The following is a 26959-nucleotide window of genomic DNA, read 5'->3' as shown; positions in this document are numbered from 1 at the left end:
TCGGCGCGGGGGAGTTCGGGAAAGCGCCTGATGGCAACACCGCTCACTGCGGACCGAGTCCTGTCCGCGTTCAAGGCCGCCGGCCTCACCGTCGAGGAGGTGGGCGACTGGCGGAACCACAACAGGAACCACCGAGGGCCGTTCGGCCCCGTCCACGGCGTCATGATCCATCACACGGTGAGCCGGGGCACCGCCTACTCCGTTGAGCTTTGCTACGACGGGCACAGCGACCTGCCGGGCCCGCTCTGCCACGCCGTCATCGACAAGGCTGGCGTGGTTCACCTCGTCGGCCACGGGAGGACGAACCACGCCGGCAAGGGCGATGGTCGGGTCCTCCAGGCCGTCCGCACCGAGTCCGAGCTGCCGACCGACAGCAGGGCCGACACCGACGGCAACACCCACTTCTACGGCGCCGAACTCGTCAACATGGGTGACGGCGAGGACCCCTGGCCGCCGGAGCAGGTCGAGGCGGCCGCGCAGTGGGCGGCTGCCCTGTGCCGGGCGCACGGGTGGACGGCGGCCTCCGTGATCGCCCACAAGGAGTGGCAGCCCGGCAAGGTCGACCCGACGTTCGATATGGATGACTTCCGTGCCCGGGTGTCGGAGATCCTGGCCGACTCCGGAAGCAAGCCGCCCACCGGCACCAAGCCTCCGCAGGGGGGTGGAGCCCCCGCGTTCCCCGGCCGCAATGCCTTCGGCCCGGGGGAGTCCAACGAGCACATCCTGCGCCTGGGGCAGCAGCTCGTGGCGCGAGGCTTCGGCTCGCACTACCGCGTGGGCCCGAGTCCCGAGTGGGGCGAGGCCGACCGGCTCAACACCGCCGACTTCCAGCGGGCCCAGGGGTGGAGCGGCGACGACGCCGATGGCTTCCCCGGCCCCGAGACGTGGCGACGTCTCTTCGCCTGACCGACCCCGACTTCGAGGAGCAGCCTTGAACCTGTACGCATCCCTGATCCGCACCGGTGTTCCGGCGGCCGTCGGCTGGCTCGTAGCCCTGGCCCTGAAGGTCGGCCTGGACCTGCCCGCCGATGCGGTCACCGGGGTCCTGACCCCGGCCGTCATCTTCGCCTACTACGGCCTGTTCCGCCTCGCCGAGGAGCACGTCTCTCCGCGGTTCGGCTGGCTGCTGGGTTACGCGCGGCCGCCGAAGTACGACGCGTCGAGGCTGACGCCGGCCGCCTGATCCACCTTCGGATATGGAAGAGGGCCCCCGCCTCACGGCGGGGGCCCTCGACCTCTTGGAACCACCACCATACCAAGCTGACCGCCGCATCCGGACCCCCCGACACCGTGGATACAATCTATATGCACAGTCGGCGCGGGTGAGGAGTGGCAGTGGTTCGTCAGGCGAAGGACGGCAAGCCGTACCTGGTGGGGGTCCGCGAATTCGCGGCGCTCTACGGAGTGCGCCCGCTTCAGGTCAGCCAGTGGATCAGCCGCGACAAGCGGCTCGACTACGAGTACGCACGGATCATCTCGGGCTCGCCCTACTGGCTGCTCGACTTCGCGAAGCGGTACGGCACGACAACCCCCCGGCCGAAGCAGCTGGACGAAGCCGTTCTCAAGCACCTGGTAGAGGAACAGCAGCCGGGGTACTGGGAGTCGCGCGTCGAAGACCTCCCTGCGCTGGTGGGGCAGTCGGAGATCGCGGTGCTGTTCGGGCTGACCGACAGCGCGGGGGTCCGCAATGCGGCGAAGACGGGGCGGCTCCGTCCGGCGGACTACACCCTCTCCGGCTCGCCGATCTGGCTTCTCGAACCTCTTCTCGAGGACGCGCCGGCGCTCAAGGCGAGCGCCCGCGGTGGTGGGTGGACGATCAACGAGAGCGTCCGTGACGCGCTCCTCGCGGGCACGTACGACGGCCACGGATCGAGGATCATCCCCCGCGGGCCAGGAGCCGCAAAGGGCGCCGAATAGCCACCATTTAAGGTGATCGGTTCTTGTTTCAACCCCTATTTGCATATAGAATAGAGGTACGTTGTCGCGTTCGAGCGGTGGCGCGAGCTGCAAATCGACCGCCATGGAGGTGTGCATGCGAGACCCGCCGGAACCCGTCGAAGCTGTTCGAGATCGACATGACCCCACATCGAAAGATAGATTCCAACACTGAACCGTTGGTCATCATCCCGAGGGGGGATCATGTCGCTTGAGCAGCCCACCCTGTTCGGCCTGGACGACATCCAGCCCGTGCGCCTCCCGGAATCCGTCCGCGATCTCACCATCCAGCAGCGATTCGAGGCCTTCCACGCCTTGAACCCCTGGGTGATGCGTCACCTGGAGAACCTCGTCCAAGACGCGATCGGCAAGGGATTCCAGCGCATCGGCATCGGAATGCTCTTCGAACTCCTCCGCTACCGCTACGGCGAAGCGACGCGAGGCGATGAGTTCCGGCTGAACAACGACTTCCGCAGCCGCTACGTGCGCGAACTCATCGGCGCCCGCCCCGACTGGGCGGACCTCTTCGAGACCCGCGCACTGCGCGCTGCCTGACCACACCACGACCTCTTGGAGAGACGTGTCCCAGCAGCAGGCGCCGGCGCGACCGGCGTCCCCCAAGCTCAAGACCCGCAAGCCGACCGGCCAGGTCCCATATCCCCTGCTCGTCCTCGAAGGCGAGGAAGGGAGCGGCAAGTCCTACGCCGCCGCCGAGTTCTCGGCCTCCCCGCTCACCGGGCAGACCTACTGGATTGACCTGTCCGAAGGGTCCGCCGACGAGTACGCCGCCATCGACGGCGCCGACTACCTCGTCATCGACCATGACGGCAGCTACCGCGACATCCTGGAGCAGATAGAGGCCGTCCACGCGGAGGCTTGCCGTGCGGCCGAGGCCGGTGAGCCGCCCGTGGTCCTCGTCATCGACTCCGGATCCGCGCTGTGGCGCATGCTCACCAACTGGACCCAGGAGAGGGCCAGGCGGACGCGGAAGAACAAGGCCGTCCTTGCCTCGGACCCCGACGCCGGCATCGACATCCCCATGAACTTGTGGAACGACGCCGTGGACCGCTGGGGGCGGGTCATGCACCTCCTCCAGACCCTTCCCGGAATCGCGATCGTGCTTGCTCGCGGCAAGGAAGTCTCTGCCGTAGACGAGAACGGCAACCCCATCTCGGGCCGTAAGGAATGGAAGGTCTCCGGCCACAAGGACCTCGGATTCGACGCCACCGTGTGGGTGCGCATGAAGCGCGACGAAGACCCGCACATCATCAAGGCAAGGTCACTTCGCCTCCGAGTCGAAAAGCGCCGCCCGATGCGGCTGCCTGACTTCTCCATCGAGGACTTGGTCTTCAACCGGCTGGGCTGCTCCGCAAAGTCCCAGCCTCGCGTCATGCCCCTGCTCGCCGGCGACAGGCTGGCACCGTGGCTCAAGCGCGTGGAGGAGACCTCGGCGAAGGAAGCCCTCGCCAAGCTGTGGCGCGAGACGCGGCCGGACACCTCGGGCCTCACCAGGCAGGAGGCATCGACCATCCAGGCGGCCATCAGCGACCGACTCGTACAGATCGAGAACCCCCGTGACGACATGGACCAGGCGCTAGGCGACGACGTCGCCGCAAAGCTGCGCGCAGCCGTCGAGCGCGGCAAGCGCGTCGACGGCGCGTCCGAAGGGGAGGCGGCCTGATGACCGCCCAGCCTGTGAGCAGCCCGTCTCTGTGGCCCGCAGCGCACATCCAGGACGCGCGGCGCCCCCGGTCGCAACAGCGTCAGCTGGGAGCTTCCGACACCGTATGCGAGCGCCGAGCCGCCTACATCCTGTCGGGCGCCGAACGTACGGACACCTCCGACAAGCGAGCCGCGATCCTGGGCACCTACCTCCACGAGGGACTCCTCGGATCGGCCCGTTCGGAGTACGGCTGGCTGGTGGAGACGGCGGTGGCCGACGACAGCATCCGTGGCCACGTCGACGCCGTCCACCTTGACGCGTCCACCGCCGCGCGGCTCCCCAAGCGCCTGCGGCCGACGGCGCCGGCCGACGTGGTCACCGTCGAGGACATCAAGACGAAGTCCACCTTCCTGTGGGACCGGGTGATCCGGTACGGCGCCACCGCAGCCGAGATCCGCCAGGCGTACCTGTACGCCGACCTCCTTCGCACGGTGGGCTGGTTGGACATCCACGGGCAGAAGCCGATGGCCAGGCTCGGCCCGATCGACGTCGGCCGCATCCGGTTCCGCTTCGTCAACCGGGACAACGGGGCCGAGTACGTCCAGGAGTTCCCCTTCGACAAGGCCGAAGCCACCCGCGCTCGGTGGTGGGTGCAGCGCGTCATGGAGTACGAGAGCCCCGAGGAAGCCACCCGGTCGTTCGACGGGCCGGGGCTGGACCCCATCTGCGACAACTGCCCCTTCCGGACACCATGCTGGGGAGAGCCCAAGACTCCCGGAGTCGCCGTGCAGACGGTCCTCGTCCACGACGACGCGGACCGCGAGACGGCTCTGTCCGAGTACGTACGCGGACACGAGATGGAGGCCGAAGGCCAGCGGATCAAGAAGAAGGCCCGCGCGAAGCTCGACGACTCACCGGCGGGCATCTACGGCCCGAACCAGCTGAGATGGACCGGAGGCAACCCGGTCCAGGAAGTTGACCGCGAGGCCATGATCGACACCTTCGACGTCCTCGGCGTACCGATACCCGAGAAGACCGGCGCCGACTTCCAGCGCATGGAGGCCGTGATGAAGGAAGCCGGGGTCGCGATCCCCATGAGAACGGCCGCGAAGAAGACAACGCGCGCCATCCGGGTCACCGCCGTTCAGCGGTAGCCCAGGCCCCGCCCGCCTTCCAGCCCCGCCACCGCGACTGCCGCGGTGGCGGGGCCCCCTGTCCTGCCAGAAACACCGCCTCCGAGGGGCCCCGTGTCTATCCACCTGATGGTCGTTGCCAGCTACCTGCCGAAGGAAGTGATCACCCAGAGCCAGAAGCTCGCGCTGCAGAAGCTCGCCGACTCCGCCGATGACGAGACCCGTCTGTCCCGTCCGGGCCTGGCGCGACTGGCCGCGTGGGTCGGCGTCAACGAGAAGCGGGCCATCACTCTGGTAACCGAGCTTGTCGCCAAGGGCCTCGTGGAGCGTGTCCAGACGGGCAAGGCCGGGCGGGCTGCGGTCTACCGCGTCTTCCCGAACGGCATCCCTCCGATCCCCAGCACCGCCGACCTCAAGGCACGCCTGGAGACCCAGCGGGCCGCCCCGAAGAACCCCGCCAAGGCGCGGCCGGGCGTCAAGCGGGCGGCTCCGGCCAAGCCGGCGATGACCGCCCAGGACGTCGAGGACCGAGTGAAAGGCAAGGCGCAGGCCCCGCAGGAGAAGCCTCCACAGGGTGGGTTCCACGAGGGGAACCCTGAGGGAGGCGAGGGTCAGGTTCCACCGGTGGAACCCGGGGAGTTCCAAGCGGGGAACCCTGTCGGTTCCACCGGTGGAACCCCTTCCTTCCTTGGTTCTTCCTCTGTTCTTCCTTTCCCCCCTACCCCCGCGGCTGTCGCCGCAGGGGAGCCTTCCGGCGACGTCGGTACCACCGACCAGCAGGCTGCGCCACAGAAGCCGGGATGCTCCAAGCACGCGGGCAACCCCGCTCCCTCCTGCCGCGCTTGTGGCACGAACCCGCGCGCGGAACGCAAGCGGCAGCAAGCCCGGGAGCGCGACGCCGAGCGGCGGGCCAACGATGACCACTGGGACCAGTGGCACCGGGACGCGGACGAGCGCCGGCGTCGCGCCGACCTCAGCGCCGGCGCGGTGCTGGAGGCGCGGAGTGCGGCCAGGAGCGCGGTTCGGAACTGGAAGGACGCGGCCCGGGAAGAAGTTCCGTCCCGGGGGCGAAAGTCCCGCAGGAATGTGGACACCCCCACGGATGCATATAGAATAGAAGAAGCAGGGGAGGGGTTCGGTTCTGCGGAGGCGCCCTGAAACGCCTTCAAAGATAGATCCCAACTCTGTACTGTTGGCCACAACGACCTCTTGGAGAGATCATGAACAGCGAGGCTTCGCAGCTCGCCCCGTTGCCCGACCACGGCAACACCGACGACCGGGTGTGGCAGGCCCTGTGGTCGGCTTACGAGCCCGTCATCACCCCGCTCCGCCGCATGGGGCTCGTCACCGACGTCGAGCTGTGCGGCGGGATGTACGGCATCACCGCCGAACTGAACGACGGCTCCTACCTGCTCATCACCTCCGAGCACACGCTGCCCGCCGACCCCGACGAGGTGGAGGGGTGGCACGTCCAGCGAATCAAGGACGACGTCGCGACGATCCAGGAGATCGTCTACGACTCCACCGAGACCGGAGCGCAGACCCACCACGGCAACCAGCACCTGCCGCTGTTCGACGCGATCGCCACCTTCCTCAAGCAGCGCGCCCTCGGGGTCCGCTTCAAGCCCCTCAAGGCAGTCAGCATCACCGGCCTCAAGAACGACCACTCGACCGTCGAGCCCATCACCGACTTCTTCCCCAAGCCCGAGGGCGCGATCGCCCGGTACGGCCGGGAGGTCGCCGAGCTCCGCTCCATGGGCTGGCGCTGCCTTCACCAGCAGGGCGGCAACGACTGGCCGCTCTCGGTCTGGGCCGGTGACGGAGGCGTCGTCACGGTCGCCGTCGCCCTCATCGGCCAGACCCCGGAATAGGCGAGGGCCACATGACCGAGTCCCAGGCTCAGAATCCCGAGCCCTCCTGCAACCACCTCTTTGCCCACCCGCAGACCCCGGAGCAGCGCGAACGGGTTGAGGCCGCCCTCGAGAACGCGCGCCTGACCGGAGACGCACAGGGCGTGTTGGTCGCGATGGCTCAGCTCCTCGGCCCGTGCGACGTCCGTGACGGGAGGCAGTCGTGACCTGGCTTCTCGCCTTTGCCTGCGGCATCGCTGCCGGGCTCGCCGTGATCGTCGCGCAGGAGCTGCGCTACGAGGCCCGCATGCGGGCCCCGCGCTGCATGACCTGTGGCGGGCAGCACCGCATGCACGCCGCTCACAAGTAGCACCCCGCCCGGCCGCCTCTTTGGCGGCCGGGCCATCCAGACCACTCGGAGACTTCCTCGTGACCCAGCCCACCGGCCAGAGCTATCAACTTCCTGAAGCACTGCGCCTCCACGAAGCCCACCTTCGGGCCGATGCCCGCGAAGCAGATGCTGCCGTGGTAGCCCGATCTATCTGCCTACTCCTTGCGGCAACTGTCCGCGACCTACTCACCGACTGCGACCACGACGCCGCGTTCGACGCCACCGGCCTGGAACTTGTGCTCAACCGCACCACCGAGGTCGCCACAGCCACCGGCTTCTACTGGACGTCCGGCGGCCAGTACGCCGAGTTCACGGGCACCTGGGACATCTTCCACCTCCGCAACTGGAGCAGCGGCCTTACCAGCCACAACCGCGAGACATGGGCCCAGCTGTGCGAGGTCCTCGGTGAGGACGACGAGTACGCCCGGTACCGCCTCGACCTGACCCGCGCCGCCGCGCTCTGACCTTTGGGCCGCCGCAGCGGCGGCCCGACCCAGACCTCTTGGAGACCGAACATGGGCTACGACTTCTTCATCGTGGGTGAGAACCGCGCCATACGCGGGACCGGCCCCAACGACTCCCTTTACCTGTCCGCCTTTCAAGGCGCAAGCGTCATCGACACCATGGCCCACTTCGGAATGACGGTCGAGAAGGACCGCCCGCAGTGGCCCACCTTCGAGGAGTACGGCGTGGACCCCGCCGACTTCTCGGACACGGCCGACCTCACCGAGGAGCGGCAGAAGGCTAAGGCCGCGTTCGTAGCTGCCTACCAGGCCGTTCGTGAAGCAGCCGACGACGAACCGGACGCCATCCCCGCGTACAAGCTCCGTTTCTGCGACGGGTTCTGGGTCACGCCGAGCGAAATCGCCGCCGCGCTCAACCGCTACGAGGCGCACCCGAACTACGACTGCGCCGAATTGCCCTTCGGCGACCAGACCTGGGCCCGCTGGATTGCCTTCCTCCGCGTCGCCCAGGCCGCGGGCGGCCTGCGCACCGTCTGACCCCTCACCCGCCTTACCCCCGCCCCGGCGCTTCCCGCCGGGGCGGGGCCCCGGCAGACCTCTTGGAGCACCACCACCGTGAACCGCGTCATAGACCTTCTGTGCGGTGCCGGCGGCAGCAGTACCGGCCTCACCGAAGCCGGGTACGAGCTCGTCCTCGGCGTCAACCACTGGCAGCTCGCCATCGACAGCCACGCCGCCAACCACCCCAACGCCGACCACGCCTGCATCGACATCACCGGCTTCCCCATGAAGTACCTGCCGCGCGCAGACGTGCTGTGGGCGTCCGTCATCTGCACCGAGATCAGCCCCGCCGGCGGCCGCCGCCGCGAATCCGAACAGCTCGACATGCTCGACGGCCTCGACGGCTGGAATTCCCTGCCCAAGGACGCCTTCGAACGGACCCGAGCCACGGCCTGGTGCGTCGTCCGCGCCGCCGAGGCCAAGAAGTTCAAGGCCGTCATCGTGGAGAACGTCGTCGAGTTCGGGCTGGACTGGATCCTCTTCTGGGTGTGGATCGACGCCATGGACAAGCTCGGCTACCGCGCACAGATCGTCTCCGTCTCCAGCGCCCACGTCGGAGACGAAATGAATCTGCGCGCCCCGCAGTGGCGCGACCGCATGTACGTGGTCTTCACCCTCAAAACCATGCGCGCCCCGAATGTCGAGCCTCGCCCCCTCGCCTTCTGCATGGACTGCGGCGAGGACGTGCACGCCCGCCAGTCCTGGAACAATGAGAACCAGCGCATCGGCAAGTACCGGCGTGACTACATTTACCGCTGCCCCAACACGGCCTGCCGCCACGCCATGGTCGAGCCCTACGTCCGGCCAGCCAGCGACATCATCAACTGGGGCGACCTCGGAACCCGCATCGGCGACCGCCGCAGGCCCCTGGCGGACACCACCATGGCACGGATCCGCGCCGGCCTGGCCAAGTTCCCGTACGAGCCGAGCGGCATCAACCTCGTCCACGGCAAGAACGGAGGCGACCGGGCGTTCGGGGTAGGGGGTCAGCCGCTGCCGACCCGCACCGCCAAGCAGGGCGACGCGCTCCTCGTTCCCACCGGCGGATCGTGGAACACGGAGGCAGCGCCCGTTGACGTCCCGCTGCGCACCCGCCTCACCCGGGAGAGCGAGGCCCTGGTGACCGTGGACCCGTTCATCATCGAGTACCGCAACAACGCCACGGCGTCCCGGGCCTCCGACCCGCTGGCGACTGTCACAGCCCAGGGCAACCACCACGGGCTAGTCGTGCCCGGCGGCGCGGCCCCGGCCATCGCCCGGAACACCCTCGTCATCCCCTACCGCAAGGCCGCCGTCAAGACCGCAGCCGAACCGTTCCACACCCTCGCCACCCGCGACTCCGCCGGCCTCGTGCGCACCGCACCCGCCGTCGAGGACTGCCACTTCCGCATGTTGAACCCCCGCGAGCAGCTCCTCGGCCAGCGGTTCCCCGAGAAAACCGTCGTCTACGGCACCCAGGCCGAGCAGACCATGCAGGCCGGGAACGCCGTCTCGGTGAACGTCGCAAAGTGGCTGGGCCAGCAACTGGAGGCCGTCCTGTGACCGGACCCCGGCAGACCACCGACACCCACGTGACCGACCACGCCCCCTGCTTCGGAGACGGCGACTTCTCGCCCGCCGCAGACCGGTGGGACGACATCAGCGGCCTACGCGACATCTGCGACCCGATCTTGCACGTCTGCGGCCGCTGCCCGTTCCGAGCCGCCTGCATCCTCCAGGTCAACCCGGCCAAGGCCGCGTTCGACGGCGTGTGCGGGGGCCGCATCTGGAACGACGGAACCATCCTCGCCGCGGTCGACGGAGCCGACGACAGCGAGCTCCTGCCGCCTGTCAGCCGCCAGTCCTGCGGGAGCAAGCAGGGCGTGCGCGCCCACCGACGTGCCGCCGAACGCATGTGCACCAAGTGCGACAACCACCTCAACCGCCACGAGCAGCTCGCCCTCGTCCTCGACGAAGCATCCTGACAGGAGCCACCATGACCGACCTCACCATGCGCGATCTCCTCGCCCCCGTGGCCGCCATAGCCCTGATCGCCCAGGCCAACCCCGACCTGCCCGTCCCCCGGATCGACCTCGGCCCCGTCTACGACGACACCGACGCCCACCGGATCGGCGTCCAGCTCTACTTCGACCGGCCCTCCACCGGCACCTACGAGCGGTGGGCGGCCCTCATCGGCAGCGAGAACCCCGACTCCCACACCAGGCCCTCCAACGCCTACCCCAACGCGATCGTCCGGCGCACCTACGGCACATACGCCGGCGTCGTCATCGAGGCCGTCGCCCACCAGGACGACACCGCAGCAGCGGCCGTTACCGCTGAAGCCGCCTGACCTGCTCTACGGCCGCCCAGGGCCAGCCCCGGGGCGGCCACCCGAAGGGGATCCACTACCGATAACCGAACACGTCGACCCTGTCGCCGACCCGGAGACCAGAACCGTACGGATCTGCGCGGACCGATGCCCCACGTGCATCTTCCGCCAGGCAACCTGATGCACCTGGCGCCCGGCCGCCTCGCCCGACTTATTGCCCTAGCCAGCGCAGATGAGGGGCACATCGTCCAGTTTACCGACCGTCGAACTTGCCGTGTTGGCTCTGAGCTGGGGTTATGCGTCGCGTAGGCGTCAGTGATGTGGTGGGGGTTGGGCGGTCCCGCCGGACGGAGTCCGGCGGGACCGCCTGGCACGAGGGTCAGCCCTCAGACAGTGTCCCGCTCGCGGTGTTGTAGTTCATGGTCTCGGCCTTGCCGAAGTCCGGGTTGACGGGCTGAACGTGGAATTGCTGGGTGGGGACGTCGGCTGTGATGTGGATGCTGCTTCTTGCGTCGTCCATGCGGGATTGGACGGCGGGTGTGGTGCCGACGACGGACGTGGTGTTGGTGGTCACCAGGGCATAGGCCCGTGCGAGTTCTTCCAGGGCCTTGGATGCCTGGCCCGGGAACTTGTCCGTGAGGTTCTGAGCTTCCTGGCCGATGGCCCGCAGCAGCGCGTCGCGGGCGTCTGCGACGGCGGGCAACTCCGTCACGCTCATTACGATCGGGATCTGCTGGATACCCTCGCCGGCGGTCGCTTCGGCGGATTCTTCGGGGCTGGCTGAGGTCATGCGATGGTTCCGTCCTCGTTGGCGGTGATGCATGGTGTCGCGTGCCAAGCGAAGCGGACCGACTACGGAGAGCGAAAGAGCCAAATCGGGCCACTCAATCTGGCCAACAGACGTTTCCTGCTGTTCCAGGAGCTGGGCTTCGAGGGGGCGGCGATGCGTTTATCGGCGAAGCGGATGTTGGAGCGGGCGCCTTCGAGCCGCTCTTGGAGCTTGCGGTGTTCTTGGGTGAGCTGGTGAACGCGGTGCTTGAGGGTGGTGTTCTCGGTGGTCAGATGCTGGACGGACTCGCCGGGACCATCTGGTCGAAGTCTCGGAACTGGCCCATGAGCTCGCCGATCTGCTGCCGTTGGGCGAAGACCTCTTTCTGGGTGCGGGTCAGCTCGCTCTCGGCGTTGAGGGCTCGCTCCCGCCAGGACGCCTCGACTCGGTCGTGTTCTTGCTGGGCCGTCCGGTCCTGGCGGCTGCGCGAGTCGGCGACGGCATTCTTCACGAGTGCGCGGGCGGCCTCGTTCTCGTAGAGGAACGTGGCCGAGACGCCGGCGCGGTCGGCGATGGCCCGGACGGTCAGTCGGCCGCGTTCGCGGCGAAGCTGGCCGATGGCCGTCTCGACCTGGACGAGCTTCTGTTCGGTCTGCCGTTGTCGTGCGGCGATGGCGGCCGCGGTAGAGCCGGTCTTCATGCGGCGTCGCCGTCCTCTTCGCCTCTCGCGGCGTGCCGAAGCTTGACCGGGCCCACGTCATAGGCGTGTTCCACGAGGACCGCCGGCGCCGCGACCCGGCCAACTGGTACCCGAGTTTCAAGGCGCTCTTGGACGGACTGGTGGACCAGGGCGTGCTCCAGGACGACGACCACACACGGCTTGTCGGCCCCGACATGCGCATCGGAGAGGTGGCGGCCGGGTCCCGGCTCGCCCTCCACATCCGGGATCTAGGGTCCTCTGACCTGGGCAAATAGTTCTGGTCCGCAGTGAAATTTCTGCCTGGCGATCTTTGCCACTTCATCGAACGCATATAGAATAGAAGTAGAAGGAAGGGGGAGGCCCTTCCGAAAGCAGGGGAGGTACGCACGATGATCGGCACCTGCGGGCAGTACGACATCGAGGCCAAGCTGATCGCCGACGGCCGGCTCACCCGCCCGGAGGCCGAGGGGGTGCTCGACATCATCTACGAGGTTCTCGCCCAGGCGGCCCAGCGTGTGACTGGCTCCGACGAGGTCGACTGGCCGGGCCTCTTCGCCGACGAGGTCATCGACCTGCTCGTCGCGCTCCTCATCCCCATCGCCGACCGGCCGCACCTCGCCGAGGAGATGTATGCGGCCGCCGTCATCTTCCAGGCCCTGTGCGACACCCTCACTCGCCGCGGCTGACCCCCACCCCCGGGCGGCCGCCGCCGGCCGCCCGGGCCTCGACCCAACCGAAAGGCATCCAGTGACCCTCCAGTAGATCGCCCTCGGCCTCCTGGGCTGGATCGGCATCGACATCCTCATCGTCACCGCGTACGCCTGCATCCGGGCCCGCGAACGCTCCTGACGTCCCGCACCCCACCCCCTCCGATCCTTCTGTGCGCCGCCCACCCCTGCCCTGAGTGCCTATAGAATAGATATTCAAGGCGGGGTGGTCGGGCCTTACCCACCCAGGAGTCACCGTGAAGCGGCACGAACCCGCCTCCATCCCCACCCACGCCCACCACCTCGGCACCATGGCCCTACTCCTCTTCGTTCACCAGCCGGACGAGCACCACCTGAAAGCCGCACTGAGCAACATTGAGAAGGCCCTCGACCGCAGCTGGCGAGAGCGCCCCGAAGACCTGGCGAACCTCCCGCTCACCCACTACCGGGACCTGCTGCGCTACTTCGCCGCCCCTCAACTGCTCGACCTCGCCTTGCAGCTCGCCGGCGCCGATGCCGTCCCCCGCCTGGCCAGCGAGGCGCAGGCCCACCTCACCGCGGTGCTGGCCCTCTACCCTCCCCGCCCCATCTGGTGGGTCATCTTCCGCGCAGACGGCAACGCCATCCGCCCCGTCACCGTCGAGCGGCCACCGGTCGGGGGTGCCGCCCACGACAGTCGGCTTCAGCGGATCGAGGACGACGGCCTCGCCGTCGCCGCAATCAACGCCCCCACCAAAGAAGACGCCCTCCGCGAGATGACCCGCCTGTGGGACCAGCTCGTGGCGAAGGGAAGCCCCGCCACCCGCCCCCTCGGCCACCAGTAGCCCCCAGGTGAGGGCGGCTGTGGCCCGGCCGCCCTCACCTCAACGAGAGAGACGCCATGCAGCTCGATCTGTTCAGCGAAGACCAACCCCGCAAGGCCCCCGCATCGACCGCGCCGGCCACCTTTCGTCCTGCACTTGCCGACCTGCCCCCTCCGCCTGCCCCCGTCACCATCGCCATTCCGGCTCGCGGCCCGCACCAGGCCGCCAAGCCGATCCCGCCCGCCTCCCGCCCGTCGAACCGGCGTTACGTACCTCTCCAGCGCAACCCCCACCACGCCGCACACGACATCGCCGAAGCCGTCGAAGCCGCCTGGTATGGAGCCCAGGGTGGCAACCGGATCGAGATACCCGTAGGTGTCATCGCCGCCCTCGCCCTCTGGCCGCTGCGCGGGCCGGATGCACCCCTGGCCGCCCACTGGTGGCTCGACCTGAACGACGACGACTTCCTCGCCGCCCTCCGGGAGTGCTGGACCTACTGGTGGATCCGGCGACCCGACCTCATCGACCGATCCGTCGTCCTCTCCGGCTGGCTCGACGATGAACGCCCTGAGCGCAACCGCATCCAAGCCGTCCGCGCGGCCGCCCGCGCCGCCCTGACCGGCGGCCTGCTCCACCTCACCAGCGCAGCCCGAGACGCCGGAGGCAACTCCGACGCGGATGTGCTCGGCGCGGTCATCACCGTCATGAGGTCCCATGGGGCCCGCGACGCGCTGGCGGAGTTTCACACGCCGCCCGAGCTCAGCGACCTGATGGCGCGCATGCTGCTCACCGACAAGCCGCCGACCCCGGGGATGAAGTTCAACGACCCGTGCAGCGGCACCGGGGGGATGTATCGCGCCGCGGCCCAGTGCCTGCGCGACCGGGGGATGAACCCCCATGACTTCGGCTGGGCCATGACGGACGTCGACCCCTTGGCCGCCGCCGGCGCTGCCGTCAACGCCATCCTGTGGGATCTCGGCCCGCACGTCTTGGTGGCCTGTGCCGACACGTTGGCCGAAGGTGACCCGTACGTTCGCGCGGCGACCGAGTACCGGAAGTCGCATGAGCGCCGGGATTGGATGGTGAAAGGCGCTCAGTTCCTGGCGCGCATCCGCCGTCTGGAAGCTGGCCTGACGGGCGCCGCATAGGGGCTCTGACCTGGTGAAACTGATTGCGGCACGTTCTTGTGCCCCTCGTGAATGCATATAGAATAGAAGTAACGAAAGGGAGGGAACCACATGATCCGCAACCAGGCAGTCGCCGTCCAGATCCACGCCGACCGCTACACGATCATCGGCGACAACATCCTCATCACCCCCAGCGACGGCGACGTCCGCCGCGTCAAGGCCCACCTGGCGCCCAACCGCGACGGCGACGTCGCCATGCACCTCACGCTCATCCACCCCCACCGCGGCCCCATCGACGCCATCGAGGCCGCCTACGGCCGCAACACCCCCGCCAGTCGCTTCGCCGGCATCGTCGACGACTACATCGGCTTCTGGTTCGGCGACCGGACCAGCACCTACCCCGAGCTCTAACCCGACCCGAGGGCCCTCCCCTCCCTGGGGCGGGCCCTCCCGTACGACCTCTTGGAGACCGAAGTGCTCATCAACGACGAAGCCACCCGGCAGGTCGCCGAAACTATCGGCAACGCCCTGGGTATCGGCTTCACCCTCCGCAACGCGGTCCTCGTCGGCGGCGCAGCCGAACTGGGGTACCCGGACGGCAGGGTCCTGGGCTTCCGCCCCATCTTCGGCGGCGCCTTCGTCCAGCTGTGGATCATCGGAAACGCCAAGCCCGCCGGCGAAGGCGAACCTCCCACCCTCGGCCTGCTCGACGGCCAGCTCTACCACGCAGCCATCTCCCTCATCGACGCCGAGGACACCGACCCGGCGGACCTCATCCTCGACAAGCTCACCAACGACCTCCTGCCCGCCTTCGAGTTCAAGCCCCGCTACGTAGGCCACCGCCCCTGGGAGGTCGCCTTCGACAACGCACTCGCCGCCGCCATCGCGGAGCAGGGCAACCGCAGCCGCGACGCCAACGAAGACCCGACCGGCGAAGAGCCGCCCACGGAGCCGCCCATCGACGCCACCCCTGGCCCTGAGCTGGAGGAATCCGCCCCCGCGTCCACCGATGAGCCGACGGCGGCCAGCGAGCCCGCGGCTGAGCCGGATGCGCCCGAAGGGGAGGCGCAGGAACCGGCGGCCGAAGAAGTGGAGAAGACGCCTGCCCGACCCCGCAGGACCCGTCGCCGGACACCGGCCGCGTCCAGTACTGGCTGAGCCGACGGCGCTCGCCACGCGGGAGCCGTTCGAGATAGGCTGACCGAGACGTGAGGCCGAGCAGGCCAAGAGGCTCCACCCCCTCGAACTGAGGGGGTGGAGCCTCTTCGCGTTGGAAGTGGAATCCGCTGCTCGGGAGTTTGGCGCCCGTCTCTGACCGCGGGCTTCCCGACTCTGGGAGCGCGCAGGGCCCCGCGCGAGGACGCGCAGGGGACGCCAAGGGGACGCTACGGGGACACAAGGACAGGAAAAGACCGGCAAAGACAGGAAGGGGCAGGCGCAGCACATGCCATCTGACCTGCGAAAACGTCACAGATGCGCGTTGATGCGCAAGGGCCGCCAAGATCCCAAGAGGACTCATAATCCGTCGGCCGTGGGTTCGAGTCCCACCCGCCCCACCGCGAGCCGCAGGTGCAGAAACGATTGCACCTGCGGCTTTGGCGTTTCCGGGGGATCCGGGGATCCGGTGCCCGGCTAGAAGTTCTCCGTTTCGTCCGTGAGGTAGCGCAGTACGTCCGCCAGGTCCTGGCGGCGCGCGAAGGCAGCGCGTTGGCGGTGGGCGCCCGAGCCGTCCCGGAGGAGGGCGCCCAGGGTCTTGGCCGCGTGGTCGAGGTCGCCGGCGGCGGCCAGCGCCGGGGCGACCAGGTCCAGCAGGGCCTCCGCGAGATCGGCCGCCGGAAGTTCGGCGCCCGTGTACGGGTCGAGGCCGAAGCCCTCCAGGCCGTCGTGGGCCGCCCGCCAGCGCGCCAGGCGCAGTACGTCGTCCCGCAGGGCCGGCTCGGGCCGCTGCTCCGCGATCTCCTGCAAGGCCGTGGTCACCAGGGCGCGGACCAGCTCGCCCTGGAGGACGGCCGTGTCGATGTCCGGGGACATGTCCGGCGCCCTGACCTCGAGCGTCGGCCAGTGACCTGACGGGCGGACGTCCCAATAGACCATCTTGGTGTCCAGGGCCGCCCCGGAGCCGAGCAGGGTCTGCACCGAGAGCCGGAAGTGGGCCGTGGACGTGAAGTGCGGGGGCAGCCCCGCCGAGGGCCAGCCCGACCAGGCCATCGCCCGCCAGCTGGCGTGGCCGGTGTCACGGCCGCCCCAGAAAGGCGAGTTGGCGGCCAGCGCGATCAGCGTCGGCAGCCACGGTCTGACCCGGTTGGACACGGCCACCGCCGTGTCCACGTCGAGCGTGCCGATGTGGACGTGGCGGCCGCAGCTCACGAGGGTGTCGGTGAGCGAGCCGAAGCGGCGGTGCTGCTCGCGCTGGCGCGGCTCGTCGTCGGTCAGGTGCAGCGGCCCCTCGACGGCCACGACCGGCGAGGGTGCGGCCAGCAGGCGGCAGCCGTGGGCGCGGGCCGCCCGCCCGAGGGTGCGCCGCAGGGTGGCGAGCTCTTCGCGCAGCGAGGCCGCCGAGTGGGCGATCGGGGTGGAGATCTCCACCTGGTAGCGGGTGCCCTCGGGGTGTATCTCGCCCGGCACCCCGCCGGCCGTGGCGAGGACGAGCGGGGCGGCGGGGACCACCCGGAAGGTGCGGGCGTCGACGAGGAGGAACTCCTCCTCGATACCGACGGTGAGGGGAACGGCGGGGCGCACCGTGTTCTGCGCGCTGCCGGTGCTCGTGGTGCTGTTGCCAGGTTCGATCACTACGCCTCCCTGGACATACGAGTCTTTTCATCATGAGCCGAACGCGAGGCGGGGAGCGTACGCCGATTCGGTCAAAAGTCCGGTGATAGTGGCGAGTTAGCGGCAAGGGGCGCCCCGGTGTGGGGCCCGGGGTCCGGGTGGGGTGACTGTTGCCGGTGTGCGAACGCCGGAAAAATGACCAGAGGGCCGCAGCGCCCCCTGGTTATCATCCGCTGTGACCCGTACCGCCGTGCCCGACCGCCCGCAGCGGCGAATATTCGCCGACCTCACCCCGCTCCGCACGTCCCTTGACTACCGGCGGCTGTGGATCGGCGGCACGGTCTCCTGGCTCGGCCAGGCGATGACCGCCCTCGCGATCTCGCTCCAGGTCTACGACATCACGCGGTCCAGCTTCTCCGTCGGGCTCGTCGGACTCTTCTCGCTCGTCCCGCTCGTCACCTTCGGGCTCTACGGCGGAGCCATCGCCGACACCGTGGACCGGCGCAAGCTCGGCCTCTACAGCTCTCTGGGCGCCGCCGGGCTGTCGGCCGCGCTCGCCGCGGCCGCGCTGCTCGGCTACCACCGGGTGTGGTTCCTGTACGCCGTCGTCGCGCTCCAGGCGGTGTGCGGGGCGCTCTCCGGACCGGCCCGGTCCGCCATGATCCCGCGGCTGCTGCCGTCCGGGCAGCTGCCCGCCGCCAACGCGCTGAACTCCGTGACCATGACGTCCGGGATGATGGCCGGCCCGATGCTGGGCGGGCTGATCGTCGGCTGGTGGGGGTACCAGGCGGCCTACCTCATCGATGTCGTGACCTTCACGGCCGCCCTCTACGCGATGTGGCGGCTGCCGTCGATGAAGCCCGACCGCGCCGAGGGGACGCGCGGCAGGGCCTCCGTCGCCGACGGTCTGCGCTTCCTCGGGACCCGGCCCAACATCCGGATGACCTTCTTCTCCGACATGGCCGCCATGGTGCTGGCGCAGCCGAAGGCGCTGTTCCCGGCCATCGCCGTGCTCTGGTACGGCGGCGACGCGAAGACGGTCGGCCTGCTGGTGGCCGCGCCCGCCGTCGGGGCGCTGCTGGGCGGGCTGTTCTCCGGCTGGCAGGGCCGCGTCCGCCGACACGGGCTGGCCATCCTCGTGGCCGTCGCCGCGTGGGGCCTGGCCATCGCCGTCTTCGGGCTCACCCGGAACCTGTGGCTCGGTCTGTTCTTCCTGGCCCTGGCCGGGTGCGCGGACACCATCTCCATGGTGTTCCGCACCACCATGCTCCAGGCCGCCACCCCGGACGACATGCGCGGACGCCTCCAGGGCGTCTTCATCGTGGTCGTCGCGGGCGGACCCCGGCTCGGGGACTTCCTCGCCGGGACCACCGCGGACCTGACCTCCCCGGCCGTGGCGATCACGGGCGGCGGCCTCGCCTGCGTGGCCATGCTGGCCCTGCTCGCGCTCCGCTGGCGGGCGTTCGCCCGCTACGACGCACGCTCGCCGCAGGCGTAGGACGCCGGGCGCAGGACGCCCGCGGCCCGGTGTCCTGCGCCCGGGGCCTTACGCGTCCACCGGTTCCCGGGTGCGGTCGCCGCCCGTGCTGCCGGTGTTGGTGGTTCCGGTGGGTTCGAACAGCAGGATCTCCGCCTCCTCGTCCGCCGCCGGGCAGTGCTCCACCCCGCGGGGGACGACGTACATCTGGCCGGGGCCCAGCACGACGTCCCCGTCGCGGAGCCGGATCGTCACGGTGCCGCTGACCACGAGGAAGAGCTCGTCGGTGTCCTCGTGCGTGTGCCAGACGAACTCACCCTGGATCTTGGCGGCCTTGACCTCGTAGTCGTTGACGCGGGCGATGCGGCGCGGGGCCCACCGCTCGCTGAAACCGGCCAGCTTCTCGGCGATGTCGACCTTCTGCGGCGTTGTCATGCGGACAGCCTGCCGGGGTGCCCGCGGGCGGTCTTGTACGTTCCTGACATGGCCGCGATACGTCCGCGCAGCACCGTTTCCGCCTGGCAGCCGACAGTGCCGGGCATCGCCGAGGTCTTCCACGCCCGGTTCACCGACCACGCGTACCCGGCGCACGTGCACGACACCTGGGCGCTGATGATCCTGGACGGCGGGCGGGTCGACTTCGCGCTGGACCGGGAGCGGCACGGCGTCGGGGTGTCGGACGCGGTGGTCCTGCTGCCGCCCGGCGTCGTCCACGACGGGCGGACCGTGACGGAGGCCGGCTTCCGCAAGCGCGTCCTGTACCTGGACACCTCGGTGCTGCCGGAGCGGCTGACCGGAGCCGCCGTCGACACCCCGCTGCTGCTCGACCCGGCGCTGCGGGACCGCGTGCACCGGCTGCACGTGGCGCTGGGGGAACGGGAGTCCTTCGAGTCGCAGGCGCGGCTGGCCTTCGTACGGGAGCGGCTGCACCGGAGGCTGACCGGGCGTGAGGCACCGGCGGGCGGGCCGCCGGGCGCGGGTGTCGCCGTACGGCTGCGCGAGCTGCTCGACGAGCGGGTGGCCGAGGGGATCACGCTGGAGGAGGCCTCGGCGGAGCTGGGGCGGGCTTCCGGTAACCGCTGCCACCCCACGCACCTGATCCGCAGCTTCACGGCGGCGTACGGGCTGCCGCCGCACGCGTACCTCACGGGGCAGCGGGTGGCGTTGGCGCGGCGGCTGCTGCTGGCGGGGGCGCGGCCGGCCGAGGCGGCCACGGCGGCGGGCTTCTACGACCAGGCCCATCTGACCCGGCACTTCGGGAGGCACGTCGGGATCAGCCCGGCGCGCTACGCCCGGTCGGGCCGGGGGTGAGCACCCGCGCCGGGTCTACAGGGCCTGGCCTTCCGGGGCGACGATGCCGCGGGCGACGCCCAGCGCCACCAGGTCCTGGGGGCGGATGCGGAGTTGGTCCGCCGTGGCGGGGGCGGCCGCCGGGGGGCGCTTGAGGATGGCCGCCGCCAGTTCCGGGGCGATCACCGAGAAGTAGCTGTCCGGGGTGACCCAGGTGTTGCCCGGCGCGGCCAGCGCGAGGGCGCCGCCCGAGCCGCCCTCGCCGATCAGCAGGGTCGTGACGGGGACCGCGGCCGCGGCCAGTGCCGCGAAGGTGTCCGCGATGGCCGCGCCCGCGCCCTCGTGTTCGGCGGCGGCGTCGTTGGCCGCACCCGGGGTGTCCACCAGGGTGAGCACGGGGATGCCGAGCCGGTCCGCGAGGCGGACGACGCGGGCGGCCGTACGGTATCCCGCCGGGCGGGTGGCGGTGCCGCACTGGGCGGCGTACGCCACGGCCCGGCCCTCCCGCAGCCCGAATCCGCACAGCATCCCGGGGTCGGTGCCGCCCACCCGGTCCCCGGAGACGGAGAGGCGGAGGCCGAAGTACGCGTCCAGGTACGCCCCGGCGCGCGGGCGGTCCGGATGACGGGCCTGGCGGACCGCGTCCCAGCCGGTCGCCGGAGGCGGTACGTCGTCGAGCGCGGCCGGGGGCGGGGCGGGGGCGTCGGCGCGGGGCGCGGTCAGGACGCGGAGCCAGTCGGACAGGACCCCGGGGAGCTCGGCCGGGGGGACGACGGCGTCCACGTGCCCGGCGGCGTACTGCCCCTCGGCGCAGTAGGCCGCCGGGTCCGCGTCCGCGGGCCGCACCCGGGACCCGGCGAAGCCGACCTGGGCTCCGGGCAGCGCGAGGACGACGTCGGCCCCGGCACCGAGCGTGGCCCAGCCGCCGCCGGTGGTCGGATCGCGCAGGACGGCGATCTGGGGCAGCCCGGCGGCGCGGGTCAGGACGCACTGGCGGGCCACGCGCTGGAGCTGGGTCAGCGCGAGCATCCCCTCCTGCATGCGGGAGCCGCCGGTGGCGATGAGGGAGACGAGGGGGAGGCGGTGCTCGCGAGCGTGGCTGTACGCGGCTTCGAGCCGGTCTCCGGTGCGCTCGCCCAGCGAACCGCCGAGGAAGCCGAACTCGAAGGAGATCACGGTGGCTTCGAGGCCGCCGATGAGGGCGGTGCCGGTGACGACGGACTCCTGCTCGCCGGTGTGCGCGCGGGCGCGGGCGCGGGAGTCGTCGTAGCCGGTCCAGGCCAGGGGGCCGTCGGCCGGTGACTCCCGTCGCGGGGCGGGGAGTTCGGTGAAGCTGCCGGGGTCTGTCACGGAGGCGATGGCCGCGCGGGCCGAGAGGCGGGTCGTCGTCACGGGCTCACCCTAGGGGTTGTTCACGGAAGGGGAAGGGCGATCTTGATCGCATAGGCGGCGACGAGGCCGTAGCCGAGTCGGAAGGTCCACGCGCGGGCGCCGTCGGAGATCCTGCTCCCGGCGAGTGCGCCGAGTGCGACGAGGGCCTGCTGCCACAGGAGCGAGGCGGCGCCGACGCCGAGGAGGAAGGCGGCTCCGGCCGGGCCGGTGCGCAGCGCGGCGCCCTGCGCGGTGGTGAGGGCGGCGAAGTAGAGGGCGGTGGTGGGGTTGAGGGCGGTGAGGCCGACATACCGCGCGAAGGCCTTGGCCGGCCGGGGGCCGGTTCCGGCTCCCGGCCCGGTGGCACGGGCCGACGGATCGCGCGGTGGTGGGGGTGCCAGTCCGGGGCGGCGGCGGGACGCGGCGATGCCGCGGGCGGCGATGGCCAGGAGGATCGCGGCCGAGGCCAGCCGGACCCAGGCCTCGACCGGGGAGATGTGGGAGGCCACCCACGGGCCCAGGGCGGTGGCCAGCGCGGCGTACCCGAGGTCGACCGCCGCGATGCCCGCGGCGGCCGCCACCGCCGCCCGGCGGTGGCGCATCGCCTCCTGGAGCAGCAGCACGCTCATCGCACCCATCGGCATCGCCACGCCCAGGCCCGCGACCGCGCCCGCCAGGGCCGGTGTCGTCAGTTCGCTCATGGGGGGAGGGTCCGGCCCCCGGGCCGCGGGACGGGCACCGATATCGGCTCCGGCTGCGAGAATCGCGGCATGGACCGCCTCGACAGGGAAATCCTCGGCATTCTGCAGCAGGATGCGCGGATCTCGTACCGCGACCTCGGCGTCCGGGTCGGCCTCAGTGCCAACGCGGCGGCCGACCGGGTGCGCCGGATGCGCCGGGACGGTGTGATCCGGGGGTTCACCATCGTGGTCGACCCTGCCGCCGACACCCGCGGCGGGCTCGTCGTCTTCATCGACGTCATCCTGCGCCAGGACACGACGAACGAGGAGTTCGAGCGGCAGGTCGCCAAGCTCCCGGGAGTCACCGAGGTCGTGCACGTGACGGGCGAGCACGACTACCTCGTACGGGCCCGGGCTGCCGACCCCGCCGCGCTCGACGGCCTGCTCCGCCGCCTGAAGCGGGAGGCCGGGGTGGCGCAGTCCAGCACCCGCATCGCGCTGCGCGCCGCCAACCGGCCGGGCCGGCCGTAGGACCCCGCCGGAGCCGGCCCGGCCCCGGCCGGCCCGCCAGGGCTACAGCGCCGACTCCCAGGTCAGCGCCGTCCCCCGCGTCCCCGACTCCGTGCGGCCGTCGTCCGCCACGGTCAGGCGGACCCGGTACGGCGTCGCGTCCACCTCCACCTCGATGGAGGTGACCTCGCCGCGCCGGTGCGCCGCGGCCAGCGCGCCGCGCAGGGCGGCCAGCAGTTCGTCCGCCGCGGGCTCCGGCAGCAGCGCGTCCACCGCTCCGGTGAAGTGCACCGAGGGCTGGAAGCCGAGCAGCACCGCCGCGCCGCCCGTCTCGCGCAGGACCCGCCCGCGGAAGCTCGTCGGGGCGTCGGTCGGCGGCTGCTGCAGGGCGAAGATCGCGGTGCGGACCTCCTGGATGGTGGAGTCCAGCTCGTCGACGGCGCGGCTCAGCTCGTCGCCCACCGTGTCGCCCGACGGCGCGGCCGAGGAGCGCCGCCGGGTGCTCTCCAGCATCATCTCGGTGGCGAACAGCCGCTGGACCACCAGGTCGTGCAGGTCGCGGGCGATGCGGTCGCGGTCCTCGTACACCGCGAGCTGCTCCCGGTCGTGCTGCGCGTCGGCGAGCACGAGGGCCAGCGCCGCCTGGGAGGCGAACTGCGAGGCCAGCAGCCGGTCCACGGCGTCGTACGGGGGACCGCCCCGGGCGCGCGGCAGGGCGAGGGTGCCGATCAGCTGGCCGCCGCTCTGGAGCGGGAGCATCATGCTGGGCCCGAACCGCTCCCGGACGTGCGTGGTCATCCGGGGATCGGTGGCCGAGTCCTCTATGAAGACGGGTTCGCCGCCGAGTAGTTGTTCCAGCACCGGCGAACCGGGGGCGATCGCCGTCCCCACCAGGTCGCCCGGGTCCCCGTGGGTGGAGGCGGCGACGATCTCCATGCCGCCCTCGCGGGTCGGCTGGAGCACCACCCCGGCCGCCGCGTCCGCCAGCAGCCGGGCCCGTTCGGCCACGCACATCAGCGCGTCCGCCGCCGGGCGCCCGGCCAGCAGGGTGGTGGTCACGGCGGCGGCGCCCTCGATCCAGCGCTCCCGGCGGCGCGCGGTCTCGAAGAGCCGGGCGTTGCCGATCGCCATCCCCGCCTGCGAGGCGAGGACGCGCAACAGGGCGAGGTCCTCGTCGGTGAAGGGGCCGCCGCCCCGCTTCTCGGTGAGGTAGAGGTTGCCGAAGACCTCGGTGTGCACCCGGATCGGTATGCCGAGGAAGCTGTGCATCGGAGGGTGGCCCGGCGGGAACCCCGCCGAGCGCGGGTCCGCCGTCAGATCGTCCAGCATCAGCGGCCGGGGATCGGTCACGAGCGCGCCGAACACGCCGGAGCGCACGTCGGGCAGCCGGGGGATGGCCGCCCGCTCGGCCTCGGTGATCCCGGTGGTGAAGAGGGCGGTCAGCCGGACGCGCTCGGGGTCGATGACCCCGAGCGCTCCGTACCGTGCCGCGCAGAGCTCGGTCGCCGAGTCCACGATGTGCTGGAGGGTGGTGTTGAGTTCCAGCTCGGAGCCGACGCCGAGCACCGCCTCCAGCAGCACCGGGAGGCTCGCCGGCGACTCGCCGGGCTCCTCTTCGGACTCCTCCGGGGATTTCTCGTCGGGCTCCGTCCCGGCGTTCGTCATTCGGCCAGCGGGTTGAGGACCATGGGGGCGATCTTCCCTTCCAGCATCGCGCCGAGACCCAGTACGGCGCACACGTCCGGCCGTTCCGCGATGGCGACGGGCATCCCGGTGGAGTCGCGGAGCATCTGGTCGAGGCCGGGCAGCAGGGCGCTGCCGCCCACCATCATGATCCCCCGGTCCGTCAGGTCCGCGACCAGGTCCGGCGGGCAGTCCCGCAGCACCTTGCCGATGCCGTCGAGGACGGCGGTGAGCGGGGTGTGGATGGCGTCGCGCACCGCCGCCGTGTCCACGTGGACGGAACGGGCCAGCCCGGTGGCCACGTCGCGGCCGTGGATGAGGGTGGAGGCCGGCCCCTCGGCGGTGATGCCGTTGCCGTGCAGGGCCAGCTGGAGCGGCCGGACCGCCTGGCTCGGCAGCATCAGCTCGTGCGCGTGGCGCAGGTGCTGGACCACGGCGTGGTCGATGGCCTCGCCGCCGACCGGGATCCGCTGGGCCGTGACGATCGAGCCGAGGGAGAGGACGGCCACCTGGGTGGCCGCCGCCCCGCACACCATGATCATCGTCGCGGTCGGCTGCTCCACGGGCAGGCCGCAGCCGACGGCCGCCGCGATCAGGGTGTCGACGAGTTCGACGCGGCGGGCGCCGAGCCCGACGAGGGTTTCCACGGTCGCCCGCTGGGCCAGCGGGTCCGCGTCGTGCGGGGTGCAGGCGGCGGCCCGCAGCCGGGGCTTGCGGCGCAGGGCGCGCCGCAGCTTCTCGCCGAGCAGGTGGCGCAGCATCCGCTGGGCCATCTCGATGTCGACGACTGTGCCGCCGGAGACGGGGCGTACGACCCGGATGTAGTCGGGCGTGCGGCCGGTCATCCGCTCGGCGAAGGTCCCGACGGCGATGAGCGCGCCGGTCCGTGTGTTCACCGCGGCGACGCTGGGCTCGTCGACGACGAGGCCGGCGCCCTTGACGTACACGCGGGTCCTGGCGGCTCCCAGGTCGACGGCGACGTGGCAGCGGCGCAACTGCTCAAGACTGACGGTCACGGCAGATCCTCCGAGAGCGCTGACGCAAGAGGACCGGCGGAATGCCGGTCACTTCTCATATCATCTCGGACATTTGGCCCTAACCGCCCGTTGGGCTGCTCCGGCCGGGGGTGCCTCGCGCGTGCATGGGGGTGGATTTCTGTACCGACAGGCAGCACCATGCGCGCACCGCACGCGCTACCCACGCGTAACAAGGTAAAGGAGACCCGATGCTGACGGCCCGCCAGAGAGCGCTCGCACTCCTGACGCTCTGCCTGGCGCTGCTGGCGCCCTTCCCCTCCCATGCCGCCGACCGGGGGGTGGGCCACGCCTCTGACCAGGCATCATCGCGCAATCCGGTGGTCTTCGTACACGGTTACAACGCCGATCCGGGCGTCTGGGGAGCCCTGCGCGGCGACCTGCGCGCCGCCGGGTACACCGACTCGGAACTCTTCTCCTGGGGGTACGACACCCACCAGTCGGTCAACGAGGTCCTCGCCGGGCGGCTCGGCGCGTACGTCGAGGAGGTCCGCCGGCAGACCGGCGCCGCCAGGGTCGACGTCGTCGCGCACTCCTTCGGCTCCCTGGTGAGCCGCTGGTACGTGAAGTTCGGCGGCGGCGCGGCCACCGTGGGCCACTGGGTCTCGCTGGCCGGGCCCAACCGGGGCACCTCCACCGCGTGGGCCTGCGCGCTGTGGGACCAGGCGTGCCGGGACATGACCCCCGGCTCGTACGTGGTGAAGAACCTGAACGCCGGGGACGAGACCCCGGGTACGGTGAAGTACGCGACCTTCTGGTCGAACTGCGACGAGATCGTCAACCCGGACGACAGCGTCCCGCTGACCGGGGCGGCCAACACGCCGGTCGGCTGCCTGAAGCACAACGACCTGCTCGGCGACGACGCCACCTCGGCGGGCGTCCGGTCCTTCCTCGCCTCCTAAGCGGCCCCGGGGACGTGCCCTACTTCCCCGAGGCCGCTGAGGGCCGTGTCGGGTCGTGATCGATGAGCATCGCGGCGTGCGGGGCGGGTGCCCGTCCGGGGTACGGGGCCCGGCGGTCTGCGGCTCGCCGTGTGGGCGCGAGTGACCGGAAGCGATGCCGCAGGCAGGTAGCGGCGGGGCCCGAGAGCCCCGGCTGCGTGCCCGCCGGGATGGCGTGTCAGATCATGGCGAGCCGGTCCACCAGCAGCTCCACCCTCCGTTCGGCGTCCCCGGGAGGCAGCCGTCCCGCCCGGGTCAGAGTCGCCAGGCCGTGCAGGGACGCCCAGAACACCTCGGTGAACAGCCCCGGGTGGACGCCGTCCCCGGCGACCTCGCCGAGGCTCTCCAGCAGCGCGGCGAAGGCGTCCTTCAGCGGCTCGGGGGTGTCCTCGTGTGCGAACGCCAGGCCGCCGTCGAGCTCGAACATGGCGTCGTAGACCGCCGGGTTGCGTTCGGCGAAGCCGAGGTAGGCGCGGGCGAGGGCGGTGACCCGGGTGCGGGGGCCGTCCGCGGCGGAGGTCGCGGCCCGCAGCGCCGCGGCCATCTCGGCGGCACCCTCCAGGGCGACGGCGCCGATGATCTCGCGCTTGCCGCGGAAATGGCTGTAGAGGACGGGCTGGCTGTATTCGATGCGCTCGGCGAGCCGGCGGGTGGTGACCGCGTCCCAGCCCTGCTGCTCGGCGAGTTCGCGGGCCGTCGCCACGATGAGGCGCTCGCGGTCCGCCCGTTCCCGCTGCTTGCGTTCCTGTACCGACATGATTCGATCCTAGCATCGCTAGACAATCGAGCGGCA

Annotated in this window: 34 protein-coding genes; 25 read left to right on the top strand and 9 right to left on the bottom strand. The window is 70.8% G+C overall.

The annotated features are described in order from the left end of the window. Nucleotides 1–30 precede the first annotated feature (30 nt). From OG429_RS13445 to OG429_RS13375, 15 genes are all read left to right on the top strand, one after another. Nucleotides 31–906, top strand: coding sequence for a peptidoglycan-binding protein (locus OG429_RS13445; protein WP_328925559.1), 876 nt, complete (start codon nt 31–33; stop codon nt 904–906). 25 nt (nt 907–931) lie between these two features. Beyond that, nucleotides 932–1183: a hypothetical protein gene (locus OG429_RS13440; RefSeq protein ID WP_328925558.1), complete on the top strand. Its 252-nt coding sequence runs from the start codon at nt 932–934 to the stop codon at nt 1181–1183. A gap of 152 nt (nt 1184–1335) precedes the next feature. Beyond that, nucleotides 1336–1917 (top strand): hypothetical protein, encoded by a 582-nt coding sequence (locus tag OG429_RS13435; RefSeq protein WP_328925557.1) that lies wholly within the window; start codon nt 1336–1338, stop codon nt 1915–1917. A 222-nt stretch (nt 1918–2139) separates the two neighbouring features. Further along, a complete protein-coding gene (locus OG429_RS13430; RefSeq protein ID WP_327413849.1) occupies nt 2140–2490 on the top strand; it encodes a hypothetical protein in 351 nt (116 codons plus the stop codon). Between the two features lie 25 nt (nt 2491–2515). After that, complete coding sequence (locus OG429_RS13425) at nt 2516–3616, top strand: AAA family ATPase (RefSeq protein ID WP_328925556.1); 1101 nt, start codon at nt 2516–2518, stop codon at nt 3614–3616. After that, a complete protein-coding gene (locus OG429_RS13420; protein ID WP_328925555.1) occupies nt 3616–4752 on the top strand; it encodes a hypothetical protein in 1137 nt (378 codons plus the stop codon). The genes OG429_RS13425 and OG429_RS13420 overlap by 1 nt, the downstream gene beginning before the upstream one ends. A gap of 93 nt (nt 4753–4845) precedes the next feature. After that, nucleotides 4846–5889 (top strand): helix-turn-helix domain-containing protein, encoded by a 1044-nt coding sequence (locus OG429_RS13415; protein ID WP_328925554.1) that lies wholly within the window; start codon nt 4846–4848, stop codon nt 5887–5889. A gap of 62 nt (nt 5890–5951) precedes the next feature. Beyond that, entirely contained in the window at nt 5952–6602 is a 651-nt protein-coding gene (locus OG429_RS13410) for a hypothetical protein (protein WP_328925553.1), read from the top strand. A gap of 11 nt (nt 6603–6613) precedes the next feature. Further along, nucleotides 6614–6808 carry a hypothetical protein gene (locus OG429_RS13405; protein WP_328925552.1) on the top strand — a complete coding sequence of 65 codons (195 nt, stop codon included), beginning with the start codon at nt 6614–6616 and terminating at the stop codon, nt 6806–6808. Next, nucleotides 6805–6951 carry a hypothetical protein gene (locus OG429_RS13400; protein ID WP_328925551.1) on the top strand — a complete coding sequence of 49 codons (147 nt, stop codon included), beginning with the start codon at nt 6805–6807 and terminating at the stop codon, nt 6949–6951. The genes OG429_RS13405 and OG429_RS13400 overlap by 4 nt, the downstream gene beginning before the upstream one ends. Before the next feature lie 155 nt (nt 6952–7106). Continuing rightward, a complete protein-coding gene (locus tag OG429_RS13395) occupies nt 7107–7436 on the top strand; it encodes a hypothetical protein (RefSeq protein ID WP_328925550.1) in 330 nt (109 codons plus the stop codon). Between the two features lie 51 nt (nt 7437–7487). Continuing rightward, the gene (locus tag OG429_RS13390; RefSeq protein WP_327413842.1) at nt 7488–7973 is read left to right on the top strand and encodes a hypothetical protein; all 486 of its coding nucleotides are present in this window, start codon (nt 7488–7490) and stop codon (nt 7971–7973) included. 78 nt (nt 7974–8051) lie between these two features. Further along, on the top strand, nt 8052–9539 hold the full coding sequence (locus OG429_RS13385) for a DNA cytosine methyltransferase (protein WP_328925549.1): 1488 nt from the start codon (nt 8052–8054) through the stop codon (nt 9537–9539). After that, complete coding sequence (locus OG429_RS13380) at nt 9536–9961, top strand: hypothetical protein (RefSeq protein WP_328925548.1); 426 nt, start codon at nt 9536–9538, stop codon at nt 9959–9961. Before OG429_RS13385 ends, OG429_RS13380 begins: the two co-directional genes overlap by 4 nt. 11 nt (nt 9962–9972) lie before the next feature. Beyond that, complete coding sequence (locus OG429_RS13375) at nt 9973–10326, top strand: hypothetical protein (RefSeq protein ID WP_328925547.1); 354 nt, start codon at nt 9973–9975, stop codon at nt 10324–10326. A gap of 358 nt (nt 10327–10684) precedes the next feature. On the opposite strand, the gene OG429_RS13370 is transcribed toward OG429_RS13375, so the two are convergent. Together OG429_RS13370 and OG429_RS13365 are read right to left on the bottom strand one after the other, a co-directional pair. After that, nucleotides 10685–11095, bottom strand: coding sequence for a hypothetical protein (locus OG429_RS13370; RefSeq protein ID WP_328925546.1), 411 nt, complete (start codon nt 11093–11095; stop codon nt 10685–10687). A 268-nt stretch (nt 11096–11363) separates the two neighbouring features. Beyond that, nucleotides 11364–11774: a DUF6262 family protein gene (locus tag OG429_RS13365; RefSeq protein ID WP_328925545.1), complete on the bottom strand. Its 411-nt coding sequence runs from the start codon at nt 11772–11774 to the stop codon at nt 11364–11366. Between the two features lie 32 nt (nt 11775–11806). On the opposite strand from OG429_RS13365, the gene OG429_RS13360 reads away from it, so the two are divergent. The 6 genes from OG429_RS13360 to OG429_RS13335 all read left to right on the top strand — a co-directional run bounded on the left by OG429_RS13360 (nt 11807) and on the right by OG429_RS13335 (nt 15569). Beyond that, nucleotides 11807–12049: a hypothetical protein gene (locus OG429_RS13360; RefSeq protein WP_328925544.1), complete on the top strand. Its 243-nt coding sequence runs from the start codon at nt 11807–11809 to the stop codon at nt 12047–12049. Between the two features lie 114 nt (nt 12050–12163). Continuing rightward, on the top strand, nt 12164–12460 hold the full coding sequence (locus tag OG429_RS13355) for a hypothetical protein (RefSeq protein ID WP_328925543.1): 297 nt from the start codon (nt 12164–12166) through the stop codon (nt 12458–12460). A 278-nt stretch (nt 12461–12738) separates the two neighbouring features. Continuing rightward, nucleotides 12739–13305 carry a hypothetical protein gene (locus tag OG429_RS13350; RefSeq protein ID WP_328925542.1) on the top strand — a complete coding sequence of 189 codons (567 nt, stop codon included), beginning with the start codon at nt 12739–12741 and terminating at the stop codon, nt 13303–13305. A gap of 56 nt (nt 13306–13361) precedes the next feature. Further along, the gene (locus OG429_RS13345) at nt 13362–14432 is read left to right on the top strand and encodes an N-6 DNA methylase (RefSeq protein WP_328925541.1); all 1071 of its coding nucleotides are present in this window, start codon (nt 13362–13364) and stop codon (nt 14430–14432) included. A 90-nt stretch (nt 14433–14522) separates the two neighbouring features. Beyond that, on the top strand, nt 14523–14822 hold the full coding sequence (locus OG429_RS13340; RefSeq protein WP_328925540.1) for a hypothetical protein: 300 nt from the start codon (nt 14523–14525) through the stop codon (nt 14820–14822). 63 nt (nt 14823–14885) lie between these two features. After that, nucleotides 14886–15569: a hypothetical protein gene (locus OG429_RS13335; protein ID WP_328925539.1), complete on the top strand. Its 684-nt coding sequence runs from the start codon at nt 14886–14888 to the stop codon at nt 15567–15569. A gap of 474 nt (nt 15570–16043) precedes the next feature. Here the strand turns inward: OG429_RS13335 and OG429_RS13330 are convergent, their stop codons facing one another. Continuing rightward, nucleotides 16044–17201 (bottom strand): carboxylate-amine ligase, encoded by a 1158-nt coding sequence (locus OG429_RS13330; protein ID WP_328925538.1) that lies wholly within the window; start codon nt 17199–17201, stop codon nt 16044–16046. Between the two features lie 214 nt (nt 17202–17415). Here OG429_RS13330 and OG429_RS13325 point away from each other — a divergent pair, with 214 nt between their 5' ends. Continuing rightward, on the top strand, nt 17416–18678 hold the full coding sequence (locus tag OG429_RS13325; RefSeq protein ID WP_328925537.1) for an MFS transporter: 1263 nt from the start codon (nt 17416–17418) through the stop codon (nt 18676–18678). 48 nt (nt 18679–18726) lie between these two features. On the opposite strand, the gene OG429_RS13320 is transcribed toward OG429_RS13325, so the two are convergent. Continuing rightward, nucleotides 18727–19092: a cupin domain-containing protein gene (locus OG429_RS13320; protein WP_328925536.1), complete on the bottom strand. Its 366-nt coding sequence runs from the start codon at nt 19090–19092 to the stop codon at nt 18727–18729. 48 nt (nt 19093–19140) lie between these two features. On the opposite strand from OG429_RS13320, the gene OG429_RS13315 reads away from it, so the two are divergent. Beyond that, entirely contained in the window at nt 19141–19968 is an 828-nt protein-coding gene (locus tag OG429_RS13315) for an AraC family transcriptional regulator (protein ID WP_328925535.1), read from the top strand. Nucleotides 19969–19983: 15 nt separating this feature from the next. Here OG429_RS13315 and OG429_RS13310 read toward each other — a convergent pair whose 3' ends face one another. Both OG429_RS13310 and OG429_RS13305 read right to left on the bottom strand, forming a co-directional pair. Further along, nucleotides 19984–21339, bottom strand: a complete 1356-nt coding sequence (locus OG429_RS13310; RefSeq protein ID WP_328925534.1) for a carboxyl transferase domain-containing protein — start codon at nt 21337–21339, stop codon at nt 19984–19986. Between the two features lie 20 nt (nt 21340–21359). Then, nucleotides 21360–22019: a LysE family transporter gene (locus tag OG429_RS13305; RefSeq protein ID WP_328925533.1), complete on the bottom strand. Its 660-nt coding sequence runs from the start codon at nt 22017–22019 to the stop codon at nt 21360–21362. Nucleotides 22020–22088: 69 nt separating this feature from the next. On the opposite strand from OG429_RS13305, the gene OG429_RS13300 reads away from it, so the two are divergent. Continuing rightward, nucleotides 22089–22529 (top strand): Lrp/AsnC family transcriptional regulator, encoded by a 441-nt coding sequence (locus OG429_RS13300; RefSeq protein ID WP_328925532.1) that lies wholly within the window; start codon nt 22089–22091, stop codon nt 22527–22529. A 42-nt stretch (nt 22530–22571) separates the two neighbouring features. On the opposite strand, the gene OG429_RS13295 is transcribed toward OG429_RS13300, so the two are convergent. Both OG429_RS13295 and OG429_RS13290 read right to left on the bottom strand, forming a co-directional pair. Continuing rightward, nucleotides 22572–24173, bottom strand: a complete 1602-nt coding sequence (locus OG429_RS13295; protein ID WP_328925531.1) for a sensor histidine kinase — start codon at nt 24171–24173, stop codon at nt 22572–22574. Further along, nucleotides 24170–25207, bottom strand: coding sequence for a rod shape-determining protein (locus OG429_RS13290; protein ID WP_328925530.1), 1038 nt, complete (start codon nt 25205–25207; stop codon nt 24170–24172). The genes OG429_RS13295 and OG429_RS13290 overlap by 4 nt, the downstream gene beginning before the upstream one ends. Before the next feature lie 209 nt (nt 25208–25416). Between OG429_RS13290 and OG429_RS13285 the strand changes: the two genes are divergently transcribed. Then, complete coding sequence (locus OG429_RS13285; RefSeq protein WP_328925529.1) at nt 25417–26127, top strand: esterase/lipase family protein; 711 nt, start codon at nt 25417–25419, stop codon at nt 26125–26127. Between the two features lie 217 nt (nt 26128–26344). Here the strand turns inward: OG429_RS13285 and OG429_RS13280 are convergent, their stop codons facing one another. Next, nucleotides 26345–26923, bottom strand: a complete 579-nt coding sequence (locus OG429_RS13280; protein WP_328925528.1) for a TetR/AcrR family transcriptional regulator — start codon at nt 26921–26923, stop codon at nt 26345–26347. Nucleotides 26924–26959 lie beyond the last annotated feature (36 nt).

The organism is Streptomyces sp. NBC_00190, from assembly GCF_036203305.1.
Lineage (GTDB): Bacteria > Actinomycetota > Actinomycetes > Streptomycetales > Streptomycetaceae > Streptomyces.
The sequence above is the reverse complement of the archived record's forward strand: the minus strand, read 5'-3'. Positions and strand labels throughout refer to the sequence as shown.

Coding starts and splice junctions, on each gene's coding strand:
- OG429_RS13445 (WP_328925559.1), top strand. CDS start 31: ATGGCAACACCGCTCACTGCGGACCGAGTCCTGTCCGCGTTCAAGGCC.
- OG429_RS13370 (WP_328925546.1), bottom strand. CDS start 11,095: ATGACCTCAGCCAGCCCCGAAGAATCCGCCGAAGCGACCGCCGGCGAG.
- OG429_RS13300 (WP_328925532.1), top strand. CDS start 22,089: ATGGACCGCCTCGACAGGGAAATCCTCGGCATTCTGCAGCAGGATGCG.
- OG429_RS13420 (WP_328925555.1), top strand. CDS start 3,616: ATGACCGCCCAGCCTGTGAGCAGCCCGTCTCTGTGGCCCGCAGCGCAC.
- OG429_RS13320 (WP_328925536.1), bottom strand. CDS start 19,092: ATGACAACGCCGCAGAAGGTCGACATCGCCGAGAAGCTGGCCGGTTTC.
- OG429_RS13315 (WP_328925535.1), top strand. CDS start 19,141: ATGGCCGCGATACGTCCGCGCAGCACCGTTTCCGCCTGGCAGCCGACA.
- OG429_RS13295 (WP_328925531.1), bottom strand. CDS start 24,173: ATGACGAACGCCGGGACGGAGCCCGACGAGAAATCCCCGGAGGAGTCC.
- OG429_RS13355 (WP_328925543.1), top strand. CDS start 12,164: ATGATCGGCACCTGCGGGCAGTACGACATCGAGGCCAAGCTGATCGCC.
- OG429_RS13390 (WP_327413842.1), top strand. CDS start 7,488: ATGGGCTACGACTTCTTCATCGTGGGTGAGAACCGCGCCATACGCGGG.
- OG429_RS13345 (WP_328925541.1), top strand. CDS start 13,362: ATGCAGCTCGATCTGTTCAGCGAAGACCAACCCCGCAAGGCCCCCGCA.
- OG429_RS13340 (WP_328925540.1), top strand. CDS start 14,523: ATGATCCGCAACCAGGCAGTCGCCGTCCAGATCCACGCCGACCGCTAC.
- OG429_RS13375 (WP_328925547.1), top strand. CDS start 9,973: ATGACCGACCTCACCATGCGCGATCTCCTCGCCCCCGTGGCCGCCATA.
- OG429_RS13285 (WP_328925529.1), top strand. CDS start 25,417: ATGCTGACGGCCCGCCAGAGAGCGCTCGCACTCCTGACGCTCTGCCTG.
- OG429_RS13365 (WP_328925545.1), bottom strand. CDS start 11,774: ATGAAGACCGGCTCTACCGCGGCCGCCATCGCCGCACGACAACGGCAG.
- OG429_RS13430 (WP_327413849.1), top strand. CDS start 2,140: ATGTCGCTTGAGCAGCCCACCCTGTTCGGCCTGGACGACATCCAGCCC.
- OG429_RS13410 (WP_328925553.1), top strand. CDS start 5,952: ATGAACAGCGAGGCTTCGCAGCTCGCCCCGTTGCCCGACCACGGCAAC.
- OG429_RS13305 (WP_328925533.1), bottom strand. CDS start 22,019: ATGAGCGAACTGACGACACCGGCCCTGGCGGGCGCGGTCGCGGGCCTG.
- OG429_RS13405 (WP_328925552.1), top strand. CDS start 6,614: ATGACCGAGTCCCAGGCTCAGAATCCCGAGCCCTCCTGCAACCACCTC.
- OG429_RS13280 (WP_328925528.1), bottom strand. CDS start 26,923: ATGTCGGTACAGGAACGCAAGCAGCGGGAACGGGCGGACCGCGAGCGC.